This is a genomic window from Microbispora sp. H10885 (assembly GCF_014161415.1).
Classification (GTDB): Bacteria; Actinomycetota; Actinomycetes; order Streptosporangiales; family Streptosporangiaceae; genus Microbispora; species Microbispora triticiradicis.
In genome coordinates, this window is record NZ_JABBWY010000010.1 from 47,411 (window position 1) to 65,388 (window position 17,978).

15 protein-coding genes are annotated in these 17,978 nt (G+C 74.2%); 5 read left to right on the forward strand and 10 right to left on the reverse strand.

What is annotated here, in order from left to right; genetic code table 11:
- Positions 1 to 19: 19 nt before the first annotated feature.
- The 3 genes from HHX37_RS25710 to HHX37_RS25720 form a co-directional block, all read right to left on the reverse strand.
- A complete protein-coding gene (locus HHX37_RS25710; RefSeq protein ID WP_182887097.1) occupies positions 20 to 2,950 on the reverse strand; it encodes an FAD-binding and (Fe-S)-binding domain-containing protein in 2,931 nt (976 codons plus the stop codon).
- 40 nt (positions 2,951 to 2,990) lie between these two features.
- Positions 2,991 to 4,004, reverse strand: a complete 1,014-nt coding sequence (locus HHX37_RS25715) for a zinc-dependent alcohol dehydrogenase (protein WP_182887098.1) — start codon at positions 4,002 to 4,004, stop codon at positions 2,991 to 2,993.
- A 164-nt stretch (positions 4,005 to 4,168) separates the two neighbouring features.
- Positions 4,169 to 5,083, reverse strand: a complete 915-nt coding sequence (locus HHX37_RS25720) for an SMP-30/gluconolactonase/LRE family protein (protein WP_182887099.1) — start codon at positions 5,081 to 5,083, stop codon at positions 4,169 to 4,171.
- A gap of 159 nt (positions 5,084 to 5,242) precedes the next feature.
- On the opposite strand from HHX37_RS25720, the gene HHX37_RS25725 reads away from it, so the two are divergent.
- A complete protein-coding gene (locus HHX37_RS25725; protein WP_182881219.1) occupies positions 5,243 to 6,955 on the forward strand; it encodes an IlvD/Edd family dehydratase in 1,713 nt (570 codons plus the stop codon).
- Between the two features lie 103 nt (positions 6,956 to 7,058).
- Here HHX37_RS25725 and HHX37_RS25730 read toward each other — a convergent pair whose 3' ends face one another.
- Together HHX37_RS25730 and HHX37_RS25735 are read right to left on the reverse strand one after the other, a co-directional pair.
- The gene (locus HHX37_RS25730; RefSeq protein WP_182887100.1) at positions 7,059 to 8,210 is read right to left on the reverse strand and encodes a glutathione-independent formaldehyde dehydrogenase; all 1,152 of its coding nucleotides are present in this window, start codon (positions 8,208 to 8,210) and stop codon (positions 7,059 to 7,061) included.
- 179 nt (positions 8,211 to 8,389) lie between these two features.
- The gene (locus HHX37_RS25735) at positions 8,390 to 9,499 is read right to left on the reverse strand and encodes a sensor histidine kinase (protein WP_182887101.1); all 1,110 of its coding nucleotides are present in this window, start codon (positions 9,497 to 9,499) and stop codon (positions 8,390 to 8,392) included.
- 126 nt (positions 9,500 to 9,625) lie between these two features.
- Between HHX37_RS25735 and HHX37_RS25740 the strand changes: the two genes are divergently transcribed.
- Genes HHX37_RS25740 through HHX37_RS25750 form a run of 3 tightly spaced genes read left to right on the forward strand, consistent with a single transcriptional unit; the run spans position 9,626 to position 11,728 of the window.
- Positions 9,626 to 10,258: a TetR/AcrR family transcriptional regulator gene (locus HHX37_RS25740; RefSeq protein ID WP_182887102.1), complete on the forward strand. Its 633-nt coding sequence runs from the start codon at positions 9,626 to 9,628 to the stop codon at positions 10,256 to 10,258.
- Positions 10,255 to 10,455, forward strand: coding sequence for a ferredoxin (locus tag HHX37_RS25745; protein WP_117408283.1), 201 nt, complete (start codon positions 10,255 to 10,257; stop codon positions 10,453 to 10,455). Before HHX37_RS25740 ends, HHX37_RS25745 begins: the two co-directional genes overlap by 4 nt.
- A 1-nt stretch (position 10,456) precedes the next feature.
- Positions 10,457 to 11,728: a cytochrome P450 gene (locus HHX37_RS25750; RefSeq protein ID WP_182887103.1), complete on the forward strand. Its 1,272-nt coding sequence runs from the start codon at positions 10,457 to 10,459 to the stop codon at positions 11,726 to 11,728.
- A gap of 91 nt (positions 11,729 to 11,819) precedes the next feature.
- Here the strand turns inward: HHX37_RS25750 and HHX37_RS25755 are convergent, their stop codons facing one another.
- Positions 11,820 to 13,121 (reverse strand): glycosyltransferase family 4 protein, encoded by a 1,302-nt coding sequence (locus tag HHX37_RS25755; protein ID WP_182887104.1) that lies wholly within the window; start codon positions 13,119 to 13,121, stop codon positions 11,820 to 11,822.
- Between the two features lie 324 nt (positions 13,122 to 13,445).
- Between HHX37_RS25755 and HHX37_RS25760 the strand changes: the two genes are divergently transcribed.
- The gene (locus tag HHX37_RS25760) at positions 13,446 to 14,342 is read left to right on the forward strand and encodes an AraC family transcriptional regulator (protein ID WP_310740533.1); all 897 of its coding nucleotides are present in this window, start codon (positions 13,446 to 13,448) and stop codon (positions 14,340 to 14,342) included.
- A 120-nt stretch (positions 14,343 to 14,462) separates the two neighbouring features.
- Here HHX37_RS25760 and HHX37_RS25765 read toward each other — a convergent pair whose 3' ends face one another.
- From HHX37_RS25765 to HHX37_RS25780, 4 genes are all read right to left on the reverse strand, one after another.
- Entirely contained in the window at positions 14,463 to 15,260 is a 798-nt protein-coding gene (locus HHX37_RS25765; RefSeq protein ID WP_182887105.1) for an SDR family oxidoreductase, read from the reverse strand.
- On the reverse strand, positions 15,257 to 16,180 hold the full coding sequence (locus HHX37_RS25770) for an NAD(P)-dependent oxidoreductase (RefSeq protein WP_182881214.1): 924 nt from the start codon (positions 16,178 to 16,180) through the stop codon (positions 15,257 to 15,259). The genes HHX37_RS25765 and HHX37_RS25770 overlap by 4 nt, the downstream gene beginning before the upstream one ends.
- Before the next feature lie 236 nt (positions 16,181 to 16,416).
- Positions 16,417 to 16,626: a hypothetical protein gene (locus tag HHX37_RS25775; RefSeq protein WP_117408289.1), complete on the reverse strand. Its 210-nt coding sequence runs from the start codon at positions 16,624 to 16,626 to the stop codon at positions 16,417 to 16,419.
- A 152-nt stretch (positions 16,627 to 16,778) separates the two neighbouring features.
- Entirely contained in the window at positions 16,779 to 17,819 is a 1,041-nt protein-coding gene (locus tag HHX37_RS25780; protein ID WP_182887106.1) for a PP2C family protein-serine/threonine phosphatase, read from the reverse strand.
- Positions 17,820 to 17,978: the final 159 nt, after the last annotated feature.

Below are 17,978 nucleotides of genomic sequence, written 5' to 3' on the forward strand. Positions count from 1 at the left end.
CCGCCGCCACGACGAGAGCTCAGCGCGTGACCTGGTCGAGCAGTTCGAGCAGGTGGTGATAGGTCTTCCCGGTGGCGCGGGTGAGGCCGATCTCGCACGTGCGGTTGACCGACGCGTGGGCGTCGAAGCCGCCTTCGGCCACCGAGGCGGCCTCGGCGCGGGTGGCGGAGGCGGTCAGTTCCGGGTGCAGCAGGCCGCGGTCGCCGGCGAAGGCGCAGCACTGCCATCCCTCGGGCACGACGACCCGCTCCGCGACGGCCGCGGCGATCTTCGCGACGGCGGCGTCCAGGCCGAGGCGAGTGGAGGAACAGGTCGGATGCAGGGCCAGCGACGCCCGCTTGCGGCCCTCCGGCGGCTCCGGCAGCCGGGGCAGCACGTGCTCGGCCACGAAGGTCACGGCGTCGACCACCCGGACGGCGGGAGCCGCCGCAGCGGCCCGCTCGCCTCCCTCAGCACCGGCGACAACGGCCCGCTCGCCGTCCTTCGTCACGACCGGCCCCTCGCCCCCTGCGGCGGCATCGGCGGCATGCCCGCCGCCCGCCGCGGCGACCAGGCGTTCGAACCCCTCGGTGCAGGAGGCGGCGTCGCTGATCACCGGGAGACGGCCGCCCTCGGTGGCGGTCAGCAGGGACTCCCGCACCCGCTCGCGCATCACCTCGTAGCCCTCCGTGAACCCCTTGGACGACCACGGCGTGCCGCAGCACAGGCTCTGGACGCCCTCCGGCACGCGCAGCCGCAGACCGGCCCGTGCGGCGAGTCGCAAGACCGCGGCCATGACCCCCGGGCCGCCGTCGGCGGGCGCGAACATCGTGTTCAGGCACGACGGCACGTACACCGCGTCGGCCCGCTCCGCTGGTGCGGCGCGCCGGGGGACGCCGCCGCGCGGCAGGTCGCGGCTCCACTGGGGGACCGAGTCGGGGTCGCCGGCCGCGCGGGCCGCCCGGCTCGCCCGCTCGGCGAGCCCGGCCGGGGCCGCCGCGGCGGCGTCCATGGCGAGGTCCATGGCCCGGGTCACCGCTCCCCAGTGCCGGGCGGCGGACGTCCAGCCCGCCCGCGCCGCGCGTCCGTGGCGCTCGGCGCGCAGCCGCTTGGTGAGGTCGCCCGTGTTGATCAGTACGGGGCAGGCGGTGGCGCACATGCCGTCCACGGCGCAGGTGTCGACGGCGTCGTAGTCGTACTCCCGCTCCAGCCGCCGCGCGAGCGCCTCGTCGCCCGCCGCCCGGGCCGCGGCGATCTCGCGGCGCAGCACGATCCGCTGACGCGGGGTCGTGGTGAGGTCGCGGCTCGGGCACACCGGCTCGCAGTAGCCGCACTCCACGCAGCGGTCCACCTCGGGCTCGACGGTGACGACGGGCTTGAGGTCGCGCAGGTGCGCCCGCGGGTCGTCGGTGAGCACGACGCCGGGGTTGAGCGTGCCGCCGGGGTCGCACAACCGCTTGACCTCCCGCATGATCTCGTACAGCTCGTCGCCGTACTGGCGGCGGACGAAGGGGGCCATGACCCGCCCGGTGCCGTGCTCCGCCTTGAGCGTGCCGCCGCGGCCGAGCACGGCGTCGACCATCTCCTCGGTGAAGCCGGCGTACCGCTCCGGATCGTCGCCGAAGCGCTCGTTCAGCATGAAGTGGAGGTTGCCGTCCTTGGCGTGGCCGAAGATCACGCTGCGCTCGTAGCGGTGCCGGGCGAACAGCCCGGCGAGGTCGTCGCAGAGGGCGGCGAGGGCGGGCACCGGGACGGCCACGTCCTCCAGCAGCGCCGTCGTGCCACTGGGCCGGGCGCCGGCGACCGCGGCGTACAGGCCCTTGCGGATGCGCCACAGGGCCGCCCGGCCGGCGGTGTCCCCGCTCAGCCGGGCCGGGGCGGCGAGGTTGAGGCGGGCGAAGACCTCAGCGGCGTCCCGCTCGCGGGCGGCGAGCACCTCGGGCGCGGACTCCTGCCACTCGACCAGCAGCGCCGCGTGGTCGCGCACCTCCAGCGCGCGCAGGACGCCGTCGGCGCCCGGGTCGGTCCGCGCGACCCGCAGCGACTCGGCGTCGAGCAGTTCGACGGCGGCGGGACCCGCGGCGACGATCTCCGGCACCGCCGCCATCGCCGCCCGCAGGGTCGGGAAGACGACCAGGCCGGTCGCGGCGAGCCGGTGCGCCGGCACCGTACGCAGGACGGCCCGGGCGACGAACGCGAGCGTGCCCTCGCTGCCCACGACGAGGCGGGCGAGGATCTGGGCCGGGGAGTCGTGGTCGAGGAAGCTGTTGAGGCCGTAGCCCATGGTGTTCTTGAGGGCGAACTGCGCCTTGAGCCGCCGCACCGACTCGGGGTTGCCGCGGACGCGGTCGCGCAGCCGTTCCAGGCCCTCGGCCAGCGCGGGCTCCAGGGCGCGCAGCCGCGCGTCGGCGTCGGGGGCGCCGGTGTCGACGACGGTCCCGCCCGGCAGCACGAGGACCATCGACTCCAGCGTCCGGTAGGTGTTGGCGTGGGTGCCGCAGGTCATCCCGCTGGAGTTGTTGGCGACGACCCCGCCGATCGTGCACGCCGCCTCGCTGGCCGGGTCGGGCCCGAGCCGGCGGCCGTACGCCGCGAGCCTGGCGTTGACCTGCCGCAGCACGGCGCCGGGCTGCACCCGGACACGGGCGCCGTCGTCCAGCACCTCGACGTCCCGGAAGTGCCTGCGGGTGTCGACGAGCAGGTGCTCGCTCACGCCCTGACCGCTCAGGCTGGTGCCGCCGGACCGGAAGGTCAGCGGCAGGCCGGTCCGCAGCAGCGCCGCGACCTGCTCGGCGTTCTCGGGCACCAGCACCGCCTGCGGGGTCAGCAGGTAGTGCGAGGCGTCGTGCGCCATGCCGAGCCGGTCGCTCGCCCGCGCACGGGTGATCCCCGGGACGGCCGCCTCCACCGCCGCGAGGGCGGCGGGGTCCGGCTGGGTCAGCCGGCGCGCTCCGGCATCGGTAAGGCTCATGATCTCATCGCTTTCCCTCAGAGGCGGGCGAGCGCCTCCGCTATCGCCGCGGATCGATGTGGATCTTGGGGCCCGGCCCGGCGCCCGCCGGGCGTCGTCCCGCCAGCACCTCGGCGGCGTCGCCGAGCCCGACGGTGGCCGCCACGAGTGGATGGGCGTCGACCGATCCGTCCGCGTACGCCTCGATGGTTCCGGCCAGGCCGCCCGAGCCGCTGAGCACGCCGACGGCGGTGACGTCCTTGAACACGAGGTCGCGGGTGTCGACGCGGCTGGGGGAGGCCGCGATTCCGATATACACTACCCGGCCCGCGGGCCTGACCAGGTCGAGCGCGAGCGCCGGGAGGTCCGCCGCGTTGGACGCGTCGACCACCGCGTCCCACGGGTGCGACGGGAGTGACGGGCGGGTCCACACGTCGCCGAAACCGAGGTCGCGGGGCAGCCGCAGCGCGGGCTCGTCGCGGCCCAGCAGGTGCACCTCGGCCCCCCGCGCCCGCGCGAGCAGCGCAACGAGCAGCCCGATCGTGCCGGTGCCCAGCACCAGCAGCCGGTCGCCGGGCCCCGCGGCGGCCGCCCGTACGGCGCGCAGCGAGTTGGCGCCCGGCTCGACGAGCGCGCCGAGCGTCGCGTCGATCGTCTCCGGCAGCGCGTACAGGGCCGACGCCGGTACGGCGAGCCGCTCGGCCAGCGCTCCGGGGAAGCCCATGCGGATCCCGATCTCGGCCCGGTCGGGGCAGACGTGGCGCAGGCCGGCTAGGCAGAAGCGGCAGCGGCCGCAGCCGAGCATCGTGTCGCCGGTGACGCGGCGGCCCAGCCAGCCGGGGTCGACGCCCTCCCCGAGCGCCGTGACGACCCCGCACCACTCGTGCCCCGGGCGCAGCGGATACCAGGCCTGGCCGGAGTGGAGATAGCTCATCGCGCCGCTGAACAGTTCCAGGTCGGTGCCGCAGACACCGGCCCGCTCGACGTCGACGACCACCTGCCCGGGCGCGGCGACCGGCGGCTCGACGTCGAGGACCTCGGCCGCGCCGGGTCCCGTGATGACCAGTGCCCGCATGCGCCCGCCCCCTACCGGGGTGCCCGGACGGCACGGCAGGGAGGGAGGACGGATGCGGCTGGGCCGGCGGGGGAGTGGTGGTGCAAGTGGTTCTCCGTGCTGTGGTTCTCCGTGCCGCGGATGGGTGTCCGCCGCCCGCTCACGATCTGCTCACGGGTGGAGCCTCACGATACGGAAGGGGTGACCGGCGGCGCCCAGTAGGGTGCCGGAAGGCCGCGTACGCCGACCCTGGCGGTGAACAGGTGCCCCGAACCGGGGTGCTCGGCCAGCTCCCGGGGAGACATGTTCTCGGTCGCCGTGGTGATCACGAGGATGTCGAGATCCGGCCCGGCGAAGGCCGGGCAGGTGGGCTTCGGGGCGCCGACCTCGACCACGGCGAGCAGGCGGCCCGCCGGATCGCGGCACTCGACCCGCCCGCCGCCGAAGACGGCGATCCAGAGGTTGCCGTCGGCGTCGGCGCACATCCCGTCGGGCAGGGTGCCGGGCGGCCCGTCCAGCGCGAACAGCTCCCGCCGCGGCCCGGTCCGGCCGGTGGCCGGATCGTAGTCGCGCGCCCACACCACCCCGGGCACGCTGTCGACGTTGTAGAGGCGGTCGCCGGAGGGGCTCCAGGCGAGGCCGTTCGACAGGGTCAGGTCCTCGTCGAGGTGGACGAGGGTCGTGCCGTCGAGCCGGGCCAGCACCTCCCGGCCCTTCCGGTCGTCGAGGGCCATGCTGCCGATCAGGAAACGCCCGGCCGGGTCGACGGCGCCGTCGTTCAGCCTGCTCCGTATGCCCGGGGGGAGCACCCGGGCGAGTTCGGTGCGCCGTCCGGTGACGCCGACCCTGGTGAGGACCGCCTGTTCGGCGACGACGAGGTCGCCCTCGGCGGAGACGGCGACCGCGCCCACGGTGCCGCCGAAGATGTGCAGCGTGGCGGCCTCGATCGCGCCGCTCGCCGGGTCGAGCCGTCCCTCGTGTACGGCGCCCGCGTCGATGTCCACCCACAGCAGGCGCTCCCGGGCGGGATCCCACACGGGACCCTCGCCGAGTGCGTACACGTCCCGGCCGGCCTGGGTCGCGGTGAACCGCCTGGTCATATTTCCGGATATTAGGTCGTTTGGCGCCACGATTGCGACTGGGAGAAAAGTGGATCACTTGGCTCTTTCGGGACAAGTGAGGCGTGGGTTAGCCTCGCAGAGTCGTTGACCTCTGTCTCTGACATCTGTCTTTGACCTCCCGAGGAACCTGGGTGCCGCATGGGGACGCGAAGCGCCGAGTGGTACGGCGGAGCCGGCCGCAACTCCTACATCCATCGCGCGTGGATGCGGCGCGGGCTGCCGGCCCATGCCTTCGACGGGCGCCCGCACATCGCGATCGCCAACACGGCGTCGGACCTCACCCCCTGCAACGCGCACCTCGACGAGGTCGCCGAGCACGTCAAGCGCGGCGTGTGGGAGGCGGGCGGCGTCCCGCTGAACCTGCCGGTGGTGTCGCTGGGGGAGACGCAGGTGCGCCCCACGGCCATGCTGTGGCGCAACATGGCCGCGATGGCCGCGGAGGAGCTGCTGCGGGCCAACCCGGTCGACGGGGTCGTGCTGCTCGGCGGATGCGACAAGACGATCCCCGCGCTGCTGATGGCCGCGGCGTCGGTGGACCTGCCCGCGATCGTCGTTCCGGGCGGGCCCATGCTCACCGGCCACTTCCGCGGCGTCCCGCTCGGCTGTGGCACGGACGTGTGGAAGCTCAGCGAGGAGGTCCGGGCCGGGACGCTGACCGAGGCCGAGTTCATGCGCTCGGAGTCGTCGATGATCCGCAGCAGGGGTCACTGCAACACGATGGGCACGGCCTCCACGATGGGGCTGCTCGCCGAGGTGCTCGGCATGACCCTGCCCGGCGTCGCCGGCACGCCGGCCGCCGACAGCAGGCTCCTGGAGGCCGCCCACGCCAGCGGCTCGCTCGCCGTCGAGATGGTCGCCGAGGACCGCCGCCCCAGCACGGTGCTGACCCGCGGGTCCTTCCTCAACGCCGTCGTGGCGCTCGCCGCGCTCGGCGGGTCCACGAACGCCGTCGTCCACCTGCTCGCCATCGCCGGGCGCCTCGGGGTGGAGCTCACCCAGGACGACTTCGACCGTACGGGGTCGGGTGTGCCGCTGCTGGTGGACCTGCTGCCCGCCGGGCGGTTCCTGATGGACGACCTGCACCGCGCCGGAGGCCTGCACGCCGTCCTGCGCGAGGTCCGCGACCTGCTCGACCCGGAGGCGATCACCGTCACCGGCCGGCCGCTGGTCGACTGGCTCGGCGCCGCGCGCATCCACGACCCCGAGGTCATCCGGCCCCGCGAGACGCCCCTGCTGGAGAACGCCGGAATCGCCGTGCTGTACGGCGACCTCGCCCCCGGCGGCGCGGTGATCAAGCCGGCCGCGGCCTCGCCGCACCTGCTGCGGCATCGCGGGCCGGCCGTCGTGTTCGACTCCGTCGAGGACTTCCACGCGAGGATCGACGATCCGGACCTCGACGTCACGCCCGACTCGGTGCTCGTCCTGCGGGGGTGCGGGCCCCGGGGCTACCCCGGCATGCCGGAGGTCGCCAACATGCCGCTGCCCGCTAAGCTGCTCGCCCAGGGCGTACGCGACATGGTCCGCGTGTGCGACGGGCGGATGAGCGGCACCGCCTACGGCACGGTCGTGCTGCACGTCGCGCCCGAGGCGGCCGCGGGCGGCCCGCTCGGCCTCGTCCGCGACGGCGACATGATCGTCCTCGACGTCGACGCCCGCAGGCTCGACGTCGAGGTCCCGGCGGAGGAGTGGGCCGCCCGCGAGCCGTCCCCGGCAATGACGAAGGCCTTCGCCGCCCCGAGCCGCGGCTGGGAGCGCCTGTACGTCGAGACGGTCGGCCAGGCGAACACCGGCGCCGACCTGGGCTTCCTCACCGGCTCCAGCGGTCACCCGGTGCCGCGCGACTCGCACTGATCGCGAACGCCGGCCTGCGAACGCCGGCCACCGAACACGACCTGCGAACGCCGGCTTGCGAACGGCGGCCTGCGAACGCGAGCCGCGACCGCCGGCGCCGTCGTCAGTCGGGCTTGCCGGGATGCAGGACCACCTTGGTCCAGCCCCGGTCCCGCGCGTCGAAGCGCGCGTACGCCTCGGGCGCGTCGTCGATGTCCAGGTCGTGGGAGACGATCCAGGACGGCCGGGCGCCGACCTCGTGGATGAGGGCGCACAACTGGCGGTTGTAGTTCTTCACGTTGCACTGGCCGGTGCTCATCGTCTGCCCCTTCGACCAGAAGGTCCCGTAGTCGATCGCCACCGCTCCCCGCCGGTAGAGGGAGTCGCCGCCGCAGGGGTCGGTCGGGACGAACAGGCCAACGACCGCGATGCAGCCGGTGAACTTCACCGATTTGACCAGGTTGTTGAGGGTCATGCTGGGATGCTCGTCGCCCTCCGGGTCGTGGGCCTGGAAGCCCACGCACTCGCAGCCCCGGTCGGCGCCCGCGCCTTCGGTGAGCTCCAGGACCTGCTCCACCGGGGAGGACACGGAGTCGTCGATCGCGATCGCGCCGATCTCCTCGGCCTTGGCCAGCCGGTCCGGATGGTGGTCGATCACCATCACGCCGCTCGCGTTCCTGAGGAGGGCCGAGTAGGCGGCCATCAGGCCGACCGGTCCCGCGCCGTAGATCACGACGGTGTCGCCCGGCTGCACTCTGGCGAGCACGGTCGCATGCCAGCCGGTGGGCCAGACGTCGGCGAGCATCACGTAGTCGTCCTGCCTCTCCCGCGCGTCCTCGGGCAGCACCAGGCAGTTGAAGTCGCCGTACGGCACGCGCAGCAGTTCGGCCTGGCCGCCCTGGTAGGGGCCCATGTCGGCGTAGCCGTAGGCGGCGCCGGCCCGGCCCGGCTCGGGGTTGGTGGTCAGGCAGAAGGCCGTCAGGCCGTTCTCGCAGTTGGCGCAGAAGCCGCACGAGACGTTGAACGGCATGCAGACCATGTCGCCGACCCTGACCCGGTCGACGGCCGCACCGACCTCGACCACCTCGCCGAGGTTCTCGTGACCGAGGATCCGGCCCGGCTCGAAGTCGGTGCGGCCCTCGTACATGTGCAGGTCGGAGCCGCAGATGTTGGCCGCGGTCACGCGGACGAGCACGTCGGTGTGCCGCTCCAGCCGGGCGTCCGGCACGGTGGCGACACGGACCTTGCGGGGACTTTCGTAGACCACGGCTTTCATGGCTGCCCTCGAACGCGATCGTTGCGCCGGACGGCGTGCGGGCGGTGCGCCGCCTCCGTACGCCGCACGCCGGGCGGGCGCTGTCGGCCCGCGCGCCGGCGATGCGCCGGCAAGGAAGGCGTACCCCCGCCGGACGTGCGAAAACGGCGGTACGCCCGGTCTTCGCCGGCCGTGTCGCCTCACTTGAGGGGGAGCCAGGCGGCTATCGTGAAGCCGCCCTCGGGGGTCGGTCCGGCGGAGAACCGGCCATGGGCGAGGCACACGCGCTCGCGGATACCGGCCAGCCCGAACCCCCCGCCGAGGGAGGGCGCGGCGCGGACGTCGGTCCGGCCGGGCCGCGCCCTGCCGGGGGTGTCGGTCACGGAGACGGCGACCTGGTCGCCGACGGTCTCGCAGGTGACCAGCACCCGGGCGCCGGGCGCGTGCTTGCGGATGTTGCTGAGCCCCTCCTGCACCAGCCGGTAACACGCGTGCGAGACCTGCCTCGGCAGCCCTTCCGCGGGGACGTCGAGGCGGAGGTCGACCTCGAGGCCGCTCGCCTTCGCCTCGCCGACCAGCCGCGCGATGGCGTCGACGCCCCCGGCGAGGTCCCCCTCCTCATGCCGGAGCACGGTGAGCAGCTCACGCAGCTCGCTGAGCGCCTGCACCCCCTTGTCCTCGATAACGGCCGTCAGTTCGCGCACCTCGCCGGGCTCGGTGGCGTCGCGCGCCATCCCGGCGTTGAGCACCATCGCGGTGACCGCGTGCGTGACGGTGTCGTGCATCTCCCTGGCGATCTTCCGGCGTTCCTCCGCCGCGGCGATCTCCTCGCGTTCGCGCACGCCGTGCCGCAGGTCCTGGATCAGCCGCCGGTAGGCGTACACCCAGGTGCCGACCAGGGCGGGCAGGTAGATGAGGGTCAGCGCGCGCACGATGTTGAGGTAGACGGAACGGTCGGTGTGCGGGTTCACGTAGTCGACGGCGCCGTAGACCACCACGAGGGCCAGGGCGACGTACTGCCATCGGCGCGGACGGTGCTCGGCCGTCATCGAGAAGACGGCGAGGATCATCGGCACTGTCTGCCCGGTGACGCAGGCGCAGACGGCGGAGGCGGCGACGGCGGGCCACGGCGTGCGGCGCCGCACCAGCATCGTCGCCGCCGTCACGGCCCCCGCCAGGATCTCGATCCAGAACGGCGCCGTGCCCCACACGGCGAAGGTGTAGCCGAACATCGACGTCGGGATGGTGAACGCCAGCACGGCGCAGGCGAGCAACGCGTCGACGACCGGCTCGTGATTCGCTGGAGCCATGCCCGCTTTATCCCGCATAGTGCTAGTTTGCTCTGTTTGGTGATTGCCGTCACCCCTCCCAGCAACGTCGACCGTTCAGGGTTCCCGGTCTTGACGGATTCAAATGAACGGTCTTTTAATTCCGTTATGGGGCGGATCGCGGGAGTCACCGCGGCCGAGACGCGCGAGCGGCTGCTGCGCGCGGCCGCCGAGGTGTTCGCCCGGCGCGGGTACGACGGCACACGCGTCGCCGACATCGCCGCCGTGGCCGGGGTGAGCAACGGCGCGCTGTACGCGCACTTCGGCTCGAAGGCCGAGCTGATCGCCGCCGCGCTGCACGCCCACGGGCCGGGCCTGCTCGCCGAGCTGCTCGCCGCCGATCCGGCGCGCCCGGTCGCGGACCTGCTCGTCGCCGTGGGCCGCAGGCTCCCGCACCGGCAGGACGCGCGTAGTTCGCTGATCGCCGAGGCGCTGGTCGCGGCCCGCCGCGACGAGGACGTCGCCCGGCCCATGCGTGAGTACGTCGGGGAGCGGGCCGGATGGCTCACCGGCCTGGTGCGGGCCGCCCAGGACGACGGCGAGATCGACCCCGCGCTGCCGGCCGGCGCGCTCGCCCATCTCTGCCTCCTGCTCGCGATGGGCAGCGTGATCGTCACGCCGGACCTGCACGGGGTCGGCGACGAGGAGTGGAGCGCCCTGCTTACCCGTCTCGTCGCTGCTCTCGCCCCGGCCGGACCCAATCAACGACCAGAATCGGAAAGCACGGGAGCGACACCATGAAGGTGCAGATCGACCCTGGCCGGTGCCAGGGGCACGGCCGCTGCTACGACCTCGCCCCCGGCCTGTTCGAGGAGGACGACGAGGGGTACGGCCGGGTGCCCGGCGACGGCGCCGTACCGCCCGGGCAGGAGCAGGCGGCCCGGCTGGCCGCGGCGAACTGCCCGGAAAGAGCGGTCGTCCTCACCGAGGAGGCGTGACATGACCGTCGACGACCGCTTCACCGGTGGTTTCCGGAAGCAGGGGCCGCCCGCCGGCACCCGCAACGAGATCGTCACCGGGCCGGTGTCGGACTGGGCCACCGACTTCTCCCACCTGGAGGCCGAGTGGGCCGCCGACCCGTACCCGATCCAGGACGACCTGCGGGCTCGCTGCCCGATCGCGCACACCGGGAGGTTCGGCGGCGGGTGGCTGCCGACCCGGTACGAGGACGTGGCCGCGATCGCCTACGACACCGAGCGCTTCTCCTCGCGGTCGATCATCATGAGCAACTACCGGCCGCCCGCGGAGACCGCGCCCGTGGGGGCCACCCCGCCGATCTCCTCCGACCCGCCGTTCCACCACGACGCGCGGAAACTGCTGCTCCCGGCGTTCACGAAGAAGGCGGTGGCGAGGCGGGAGGAGGCGACGCGGGCGTTCTGCCACTCGCTCGTCGACGCGCTGGAGGGCGCCGACGTCGTGGACGCCGCCCGCGACTACGCGCAGCACATCCCGATCCGGGTGATCGCGGACATGCTCGGCTTCCCGCCCGAGGACGGGCCGCGCTTCAGCAGGTTCGTCGAAAGCGCCCTGGAGGGCGTCAACCTGCCGCCGGAGGAGCGGATGGCGCGCATGGACGAGCTGTTCGACTACCTGTACGACCAGATCCGCGACCACGTGGACAACCCGCGCGACGACCTGACCACCTACCTGGTCGACGCCGAGCTGTACGGCCACAAGCTGCAGCCCAACCACGTCGCCGGAACGATCGCCCTGCTGCTCATCGCGGGCATCGACACGACGTGGAGCGCCATCGGCGCGTCGCTGTGGCACCTGGCGAAGACCCCGGCCGACCGCGAGCGGCTGGTCGCCGAGCCGGACCTGCTGCCCACGGCCATGGAGGAGTTCCTCCGGGCGTACGCTCCGGTCACGATGGCCCGGCTGGTGAAGGAGGACATGAGCTGGCGCGGCGCCGACATGCGGGCCGACGACTGGGTCCTGCTGTCGTTCCCGGCCGCCAACCGCGACCCCGAGCAGTTCGAGCGGGCCGGTGAGGTCGTCATCGACCGAGAGGTCAACCGGCACGTCGCCTTCGGCCTCGGCATCCACCGGTGCGTGGGGTCGCACCTCGCCCGGATGGAGCTGCGGGTCGCCCTGGAGGTCTGGCTGGAGCGTATCCCGGTGTTCGGCCTCGCCGACCCCGCGGCGGTGACCTGGGCCGCCGGTCAGGTGCGGGGCCCCCGCACACTGCCGCTGCGCCTGGGCGGTGCCTGACCGTCATGTCCTGCCGCGCGGGGCGCGGGCGGCGCCTCGCCGTGGCCGCGGACCCGGGCGCCCCTCACGGAGGTGGTACCCGGGACCGTCATCAGGGCCGTTCCCCGGTCCCGGCCGCGGCGGCGTACACCGCCAGGGTCCGCTCGGCGGTGCGTGCCCAGCCGTAACGCTCGCGCACGTACGCCGCGCCCCGCAGCGCGAGCCGTTCCGCCTCGCCGGGGTCGTCCAGGCAGCGCAGCAGCGCGGCGGCCAGCTCGCCGGGGACGTCGTCCGCGCAGCGGAGCGCGCCGTCGCCGACGACCTCGGGCGAGTAGCCGGGCCCAACGACCACCGGGCGGGCGAGCGCCATCGCCTCGACGGCGACCAGGCCGAACGGCTCGTACACGGACGGGAAGACGCACACGTCGGCGGCGAGGAAGTGCGCGAACACCTCGGGGGAGGGGAGGAACCGGTTGCCGGCGACGACGTGCCCGCCCGTCCCCGTCCGCTCGATCAGCCGGGCGACCTCGGCGGCGTCGGCGGTCTGCGGTAGCCCCGCGCCGACGAGCACGAACCGCGTGTCACCGTGCTCGGAGACGACCCTCGGCACCGCCCGGATCAGCGTCCCGACCCCCTTGTGCGGCGACGGGCGCCCGGCGAACACGACGAGCCGGCCCCGTCCGCCGGGCAGGTAGCGGCGGCGTACCTCCGCGCGGGTCCGTTCGCGCTCGTCGTCCGGCAGCGCGGCGAGCCGCAACAGGTCGGGGTCCTCGAAGCCGTGCGGCACGACGACCAGCCGGTCGCCGGGCCACCCCTGGGCGGTGAGGTCGTCGCGCATGCGGGCGCTCGGCACCACGATCAGCCGCGCCGTCCGTGCCTGCGCCGTCTCCAGCAGGTCGAGCAGGACGGCGTACGCCGAGCGGCGCGCTCCGGGCGCGTTCAGCTCGCGGGTGTGCACGTGGAACACGACCGGCAGCCGTCCGAGCGCGCCGCACAGGATCCCGGCCACGCAGCCCATCCAGTCGTGCACGGCGACCACCGCACGTCCCTCCCCGGACCGCCTCTCTCCGCGTGGTCCCGGCCGGCGGCGGGCCTCCTCGGCGCGCAGGATGCGGGCGGCGGCGCGGACGTTGAACACCAGCAGCCCGGCGACCCTGGCCGGCCGACGCAGCACGGCCGGGACGGGGGAGCCGGCGTCGATGCCGTAACCGGGGGTGGGAAGCCGCCGGAGCGTCACGTCTCCACGACGTTCGGCCGGGGGAGCCGCGCCGCGGCGGGCGGCCCCGAAGACCTCGATCGGCACGCCGAGGTCCCGGAGGGCGGCCATGATCCGTTCGGCGTACCGGCCCAGCCCGCCGACGACGCCCGGCGGCACCTCCGAGCACACGACGTAGACCCGGGCCGGACCGTCCATCAGCCCGCTCCGGCGGCGGTCGGGAGATCATCGGTGAGCGCGGACACGAGGCGACGCTAGCGGGGCCGGGCCCTCCCCGCCAAGATCCGCCGTCCCTGTCCCGCCCACTGTCCCGCCCACTGTCTCGCGCCCGCCCCGAACCCCGCGCTGTGCCCGCCTCCGAGCGCTGTGCCGCCCCCATGCCGCACCGCTGCGCCGTCACCCTGCCGGCGCGGTGGCCCCTACGCCGGGCCTGCGCTGGGCCTGCGCCGGGCCTGCGCTGGGCCTGCACCGGGCCTTCGCCGTGCTCGCAGGCGCGTCCGCGCCCGCTTGTAGTCTCGCCTCGTGCGGAACGACTCACGGGGCGGCACGAACTCACGGGGCGGCGGGGACATGCCGGGCGGCGGCGCGGACCCGCGCCGGCATCTGCCGGCCGGTGGGACCCTGCCCGGCCACCGCCTGCGGTTCGGATCCGGCGCGGCCGGCATCGAGCGTCTGGAGGCCTCGCTGACCGGGGAGGGGTTCGCTCCGCACCGCCACGACACCTACGCGATCGGCATGACGTTTCACGGGGTGCAGACGTTCCGCTATCGGGGCGAGGCGCGGCACTGCCTGCCGGGGGAACTGCACGTGCTGCACCCCGACGAGGTGCACGACGGCACGGCCGGCACCGACGAGGGGTTCGGTTATCGGATCATCTACCTCGACCCGTTCCTCGTGCAGGAGGCGCTGGGCGGGGGCCCGCTGCCCTTCGTCGCCGATCCCGTGATCGGGCGGCGCGACGTCGACCCCGCGCTCGCCGCGTGCCTGCGGGACATCGACGAGCCCCTGGACGACTTCGGCCGCCTCACGACCACGCTGCTCGCCGCCCGGACACTGGTCAGGCACGCGGCCGTGCGCCGCCCGGGCAGGCCGGTTCCGCTGGCGCTGGAGGCGCTGGCCCGCGTACGGGACCTCATCGCGGAGGATCCGGCGGTGCGGCACTCCCTCGCCGAGTTCGAGGCGGTCTCGGGCCTGGACCGATGGACGATCGCGCGGCAGTTCCGCACGGCCTTCGGCACCAGCCCGACCCGCTTCCGCACCATGCGGCAACTGGACCGGGCGCGGCGCCTGCTGCGCGACGGCGTGCCGCTGTCCGAGACGGCCCAGCTCGCCGGTTTCGCCGACCAGGCCCATCTGACGCGGATGTTCAAGCGCACCTACGGTCTCACGCCCGCCCGGTGGACCGCCGCGCTCGCCTGACCATTCTCGCCCGACCGGCGTTCGCCTGGTCCCGGCACGCGGTCATCGGGCACGCGGTCATCGGGATCGTCGCGACACTCCGGTCCTCGCTCCCGGTCATCGCCGCGGGCCGGGAGCGGGTCAGAGCCCTCCGGCGACCTCCAGGACGGCGCCGTTGACGTAGGACGCGCGGTCCGACAGCAGCCAGCGGACCGCCTCGGTGATCTCCTCCGCCTTCCCGGGACGCCCCAGCGGCACCCGCGCAGCGACCCGTGCCGCCCGGCCCGGCTCTCCGGCCCGGGCGTGGATCGTCGTGTCGATCGTCCCCGGCGAGACGGCGTTGACCCGGATGCCCGCCGGGCCGAGCTCCCTGGCCAGGCCCACGGTCAGCGTCTCGGCCGCCGCCTTGGTAGCGGCGTAGGCGACGTACTCGCCCGGCGAGCCGGTGCGGGCCGCGACCGAGGTGACGTTGACGATCACCCGGCCGATCGTCCCGCCGGTCGCTGCGCCGGTCGTCCCGCCGGTCGCTGCGCCGGTCGCGGGCGTACGGCCGGACCAGCGGCGCGCCGCCTCCCGGCACAGCCGCACCGGCGCCACGAGGTTCACCTCGACGACCCGCCGCAGGTCGGCGTCGGTCAGTTCGGCGAACGGCCCGAGCCTGCCGGTGACCCCGGCGTTGTTCACCAGGCCCGTGACCTCGCCGGCCGACTCGGCCAGGTCGAACAGCCGGGCCGGCGCGTCCTCCTCGGTCACGTCCAGGCGTACGCCCCGGATCAGGGCGCCGCGGCCGCCGAGGTCGTCCTCCAGCGCCTTGGCGTCGGCGTCGGAGCCGGAGTGCGTGAACACGACCCCGTACCCGTCCGCGCACAGGAGTTCGACGATGCCGCGGCCGATGCCGCGGGTGCCGCCGGTGACGACGACGACCGGGCGAGAGGTCATGCGCATGCTCCTTCTTGGCGTGTTCCGCCTGTCTCCGGCGCCCCCTGCGCCTCCCGCGTTCTCGCCTCGATCGCGTGGACGACGGCCGCCATGTCGAGCGCGCCGTGGCCCAGCCCGAGGGTCTCGCCGAACAGGGTGTGGCAGACGTCCAGCAGCGGCGAGGCGATGCCGGCCTGCCGCGCCGCCTCGGCGATGAGGCGGTTGTTCTTCAGCACGTCGGCGATGGCGGCCTGGGCGGCGAAGTCACGCCCGGCCAGCTTCGTCGCCTTGACGCGGGAGACGTCACTCGCCATCTGGCCCGAGTTCAGCACGTCCACGAGCAGCCCGAGGTCCAGGCCCTGGCGCTCGCCGAAGTGCAGCGACTCCGCCAGGCCGGTGACCGTGGTGATGAGGAAGATGTTCACCGCGAGCTTCGTCAGCAGCGCCCTCGGCGCCGGGCCGCACACCACCGTCTTGCCGCACATCGGCGCCAGCAGCGGGCGGACCTCCGCCACCGTGTCCGGCCGCCCGGCCAGCATCGCCACCAGCCGCCCCTCCTCGGCGGGCACCCGGGAACCCGAGATCGGCGCCTCGGCGTAGCGGCCCCCGGCCGCGAGCACGTCGGCCTCCAGCCCGGCCGAGTAGGCGGGGGAGGTGGTGCCCATGTGGACCACCGTACGGCCCGCGACGAGCCCGGCGAAGCGCGGCGTGCCGCGCTCCAGAACGGCGTCGACGGCGGCCTCGTCGGCCAGCATGAGGAGCACCGTGGAAGCCCGGCGGAACACGCCGGCCACGTCGTCCGCGACCACCGCGCCCGCGGCCCGCAGCGGCTCGCTCCTGGCGGGCGTGCGGTTCCACACCACCAGCGGCGTCCCCGCCCGGGCCAGGTTGAGCGCCATGGGCTGTCCCATGATCCCGAGCCCGACGAAGCCCACGTCCATCGTCCGCCTCCGCGCGCAGATGCCCGCGCCGACCGCCATGGCCGGCGCCGGAGACCGTTGTAGCGCACGCCGAGGCGGTGGTCTTGAACGATTGTGCCGCCCGCCGGTGACCGAGCCGTCCCCGTGGTGGAGGCTCGCGGTGGCGGCCCGTTGTGGCGGCCCGTTGTGGCGGCCCGTGGCCGGTCGCCCCTGGCGGGTGGCAGAGGCGGGTGCCGGTGGTCAGCGGGTGCCGGTGGTCAGCGGGTGGCGGCGCGGTGGCCGCACCACCAGCCGAGCGCGTAGCCGGCGACGAGCCCCGCCGCGGCGGCGAGCGCCTTCGGCGACGACATCGCGGACTTCAACTGCTTCAGGCCGCCCTTCGGGTCGGCGACGGCACCCGCGACGCTCCCGGCCGCCGACACCACCGTGTCGCCCAGGTTCTTGATGGCGGTGTTCAGGGATTCCATGGTCGGCTCCAGTCGGCGGTGCCCCTCGCGGTGTTCCCGGGGGTGCCCGTGCCCGTGTGCCGGGATGCCCTTCCCGCCGTTCGCCCACGTAAACGGCGGGTTCGCCCGTGCGCCCCGCCCCTCCTGGGCGGGACACGTTCTCGGTCCGGCGGTCAGCAGGGATGGCGGCGCAGCAGCAGCATCGCGGCGTCGTCGGGGACCGGGCCGCCGACATGGCGCAGCAGGTCGGCCCGCAGGTCGTCCAGCGCCGCCTGGGGGTCGGCGCCCCGGGTCAGGTGCGCCCGCTCGGCGAGGGGATAGAAGCGTCCCGCCCGGTCCCGGGCCTCGATCACGCCGTCCGTGTAGAAGAGGATCTGGTCGCCCTCCCCGAAGGGCAGCCGGTGCGGCTTGGGCCGCGGCGAGCCCAGCGCGCCGAGCCCGAGCGGGAGCGCCTCCTCCTGGGGTTCGGCGAAGTAGGCCGTGCCGTCGGCCCGCAGCACGAGCGGGGCCGGATGGCCGCAGTTGAGCAGCGAGATCTCTCCCTCGTGGACCTCGGCGAGGATCGCGGTGACGAACTTCTCCCCGCTCAGATGGCGGCCCAGGCTGGCCTCCACGCGCTCGGCCACCCCGGAAAGCTCGGACTGGTCGTAGGCGGCCTCCCGGAAGGCGCCGAGCACCCACGCCGCGGTCTCGACCGCCTCCAGGCCCTTGCCCTGCACGTCGCCGATGAGGATCCGGACGCCCTCGGGCGTGGTGACCACCTCGTACAGGTCGCCGCCGATCTGGGCCTCCGCCGCGGCCGAGGTGTAGGAGAGCGCCACCCGCAGGTCGCCGGCCCGGCGGGGGACCGGGCGCAGCAGCACTCTCTGGGCGGCCTCGGCGACCAGGCGGACGTTGGCGAGCTCCCGCTCCCGCCGGTTCCGCAGCCTGCTGGCCAGCATGCTCGCGGCGGTGACGCCGACGATCGCCGCGATCGTGAGGTTGTTCTGCGTCCGGCCGAACAGGCCGTCGTAGACGGCGAGGGGGAGGCAGATGGCCAGGGCGAGCGCGCCCACCAGGGCCGTACGGCGGACGCCGCCCGCCACCGAGGCGAAGGTCGGTCCCAAGGTGAGAAGCGGCAGGAAGCCCACACCGGGCCCGCTGATCAGGTCGACGACGACGACCAGGGAGATCGCGATGAACGGCAACGCGCGCAGGAGGCTCTGAGAACTCATCGCGACTCCAATGCCGGCCCCCGCGCCATTACGAGACACCTTCAGTGATGGCTTTACTCCTTCCCGGCTCCGAAGCGGACACTCCCGATCTTCAGCGGCGTATGACGGCTTTTTGGGATCATCCCGCCCAGGTGGTCACGCGAGACGTTCGATCACTAC

Coding starts and splice junctions, on each gene's coding strand:
- HHX37_RS25710 (WP_182887097.1), bottom strand. CDS start 2,950: ATGAGCCTTACCGATGCCGGAGCGCGCCGGCTGACCCAGCCGGACCCC.
- HHX37_RS25715 (WP_182887098.1), bottom strand. CDS start 4,004: ATGCGGGCACTGGTCATCACGGGACCCGGCGCGGCCGAGGTCCTCGAC.
- HHX37_RS25720 (WP_182887099.1), bottom strand. CDS start 5,083: ATGACCAGGCGGTTCACCGCGACCCAGGCCGGCCGGGACGTGTACGCA.
- HHX37_RS25725 (WP_182881219.1), top strand. CDS start 5,243: ATGGGGACGCGAAGCGCCGAGTGGTACGGCGGAGCCGGCCGCAACTCC.
- HHX37_RS25730 (WP_182887100.1), bottom strand. CDS start 8,210: ATGAAAGCCGTGGTCTACGAAAGTCCCCGCAAGGTCCGTGTCGCCACC.
- HHX37_RS25735 (WP_182887101.1), bottom strand. CDS start 9,499: ATGGCTCCAGCGAATCACGAGCCGGTCGTCGACGCGTTGCTCGCCTGC.
- HHX37_RS25740 (WP_182887102.1), top strand. CDS start 9,626: ATGGGGCGGATCGCGGGAGTCACCGCGGCCGAGACGCGCGAGCGGCTG.
- HHX37_RS25745 (WP_117408283.1), top strand. CDS start 10,255: ATGAAGGTGCAGATCGACCCTGGCCGGTGCCAGGGGCACGGCCGCTGC.
- HHX37_RS25750 (WP_182887103.1), top strand. CDS start 10,457: ATGACCGTCGACGACCGCTTCACCGGTGGTTTCCGGAAGCAGGGGCCG.
- HHX37_RS25755 (WP_182887104.1), bottom strand. CDS start 13,121: ATGGACGGTCCGGCCCGGGTCTACGTCGTGTGCTCGGAGGTGCCGCCG.
- HHX37_RS25765 (WP_182887105.1), bottom strand. CDS start 15,260: ATGACCTCTCGCCCGGTCGTCGTCGTCACCGGCGGCACCCGCGGCATC.
- HHX37_RS25770 (WP_182881214.1), bottom strand. CDS start 16,180: ATGGACGTGGGCTTCGTCGGGCTCGGGATCATGGGACAGCCCATGGCG.
- HHX37_RS25775 (WP_117408289.1), bottom strand. CDS start 16,626: ATGGAATCCCTGAACACCGCCATCAAGAACCTGGGCGACACGGTGGTG.
- HHX37_RS25780 (WP_182887106.1), bottom strand. CDS start 17,819: ATGAGTTCTCAGAGCCTCCTGCGCGCGTTGCCGTTCATCGCGATCTCC.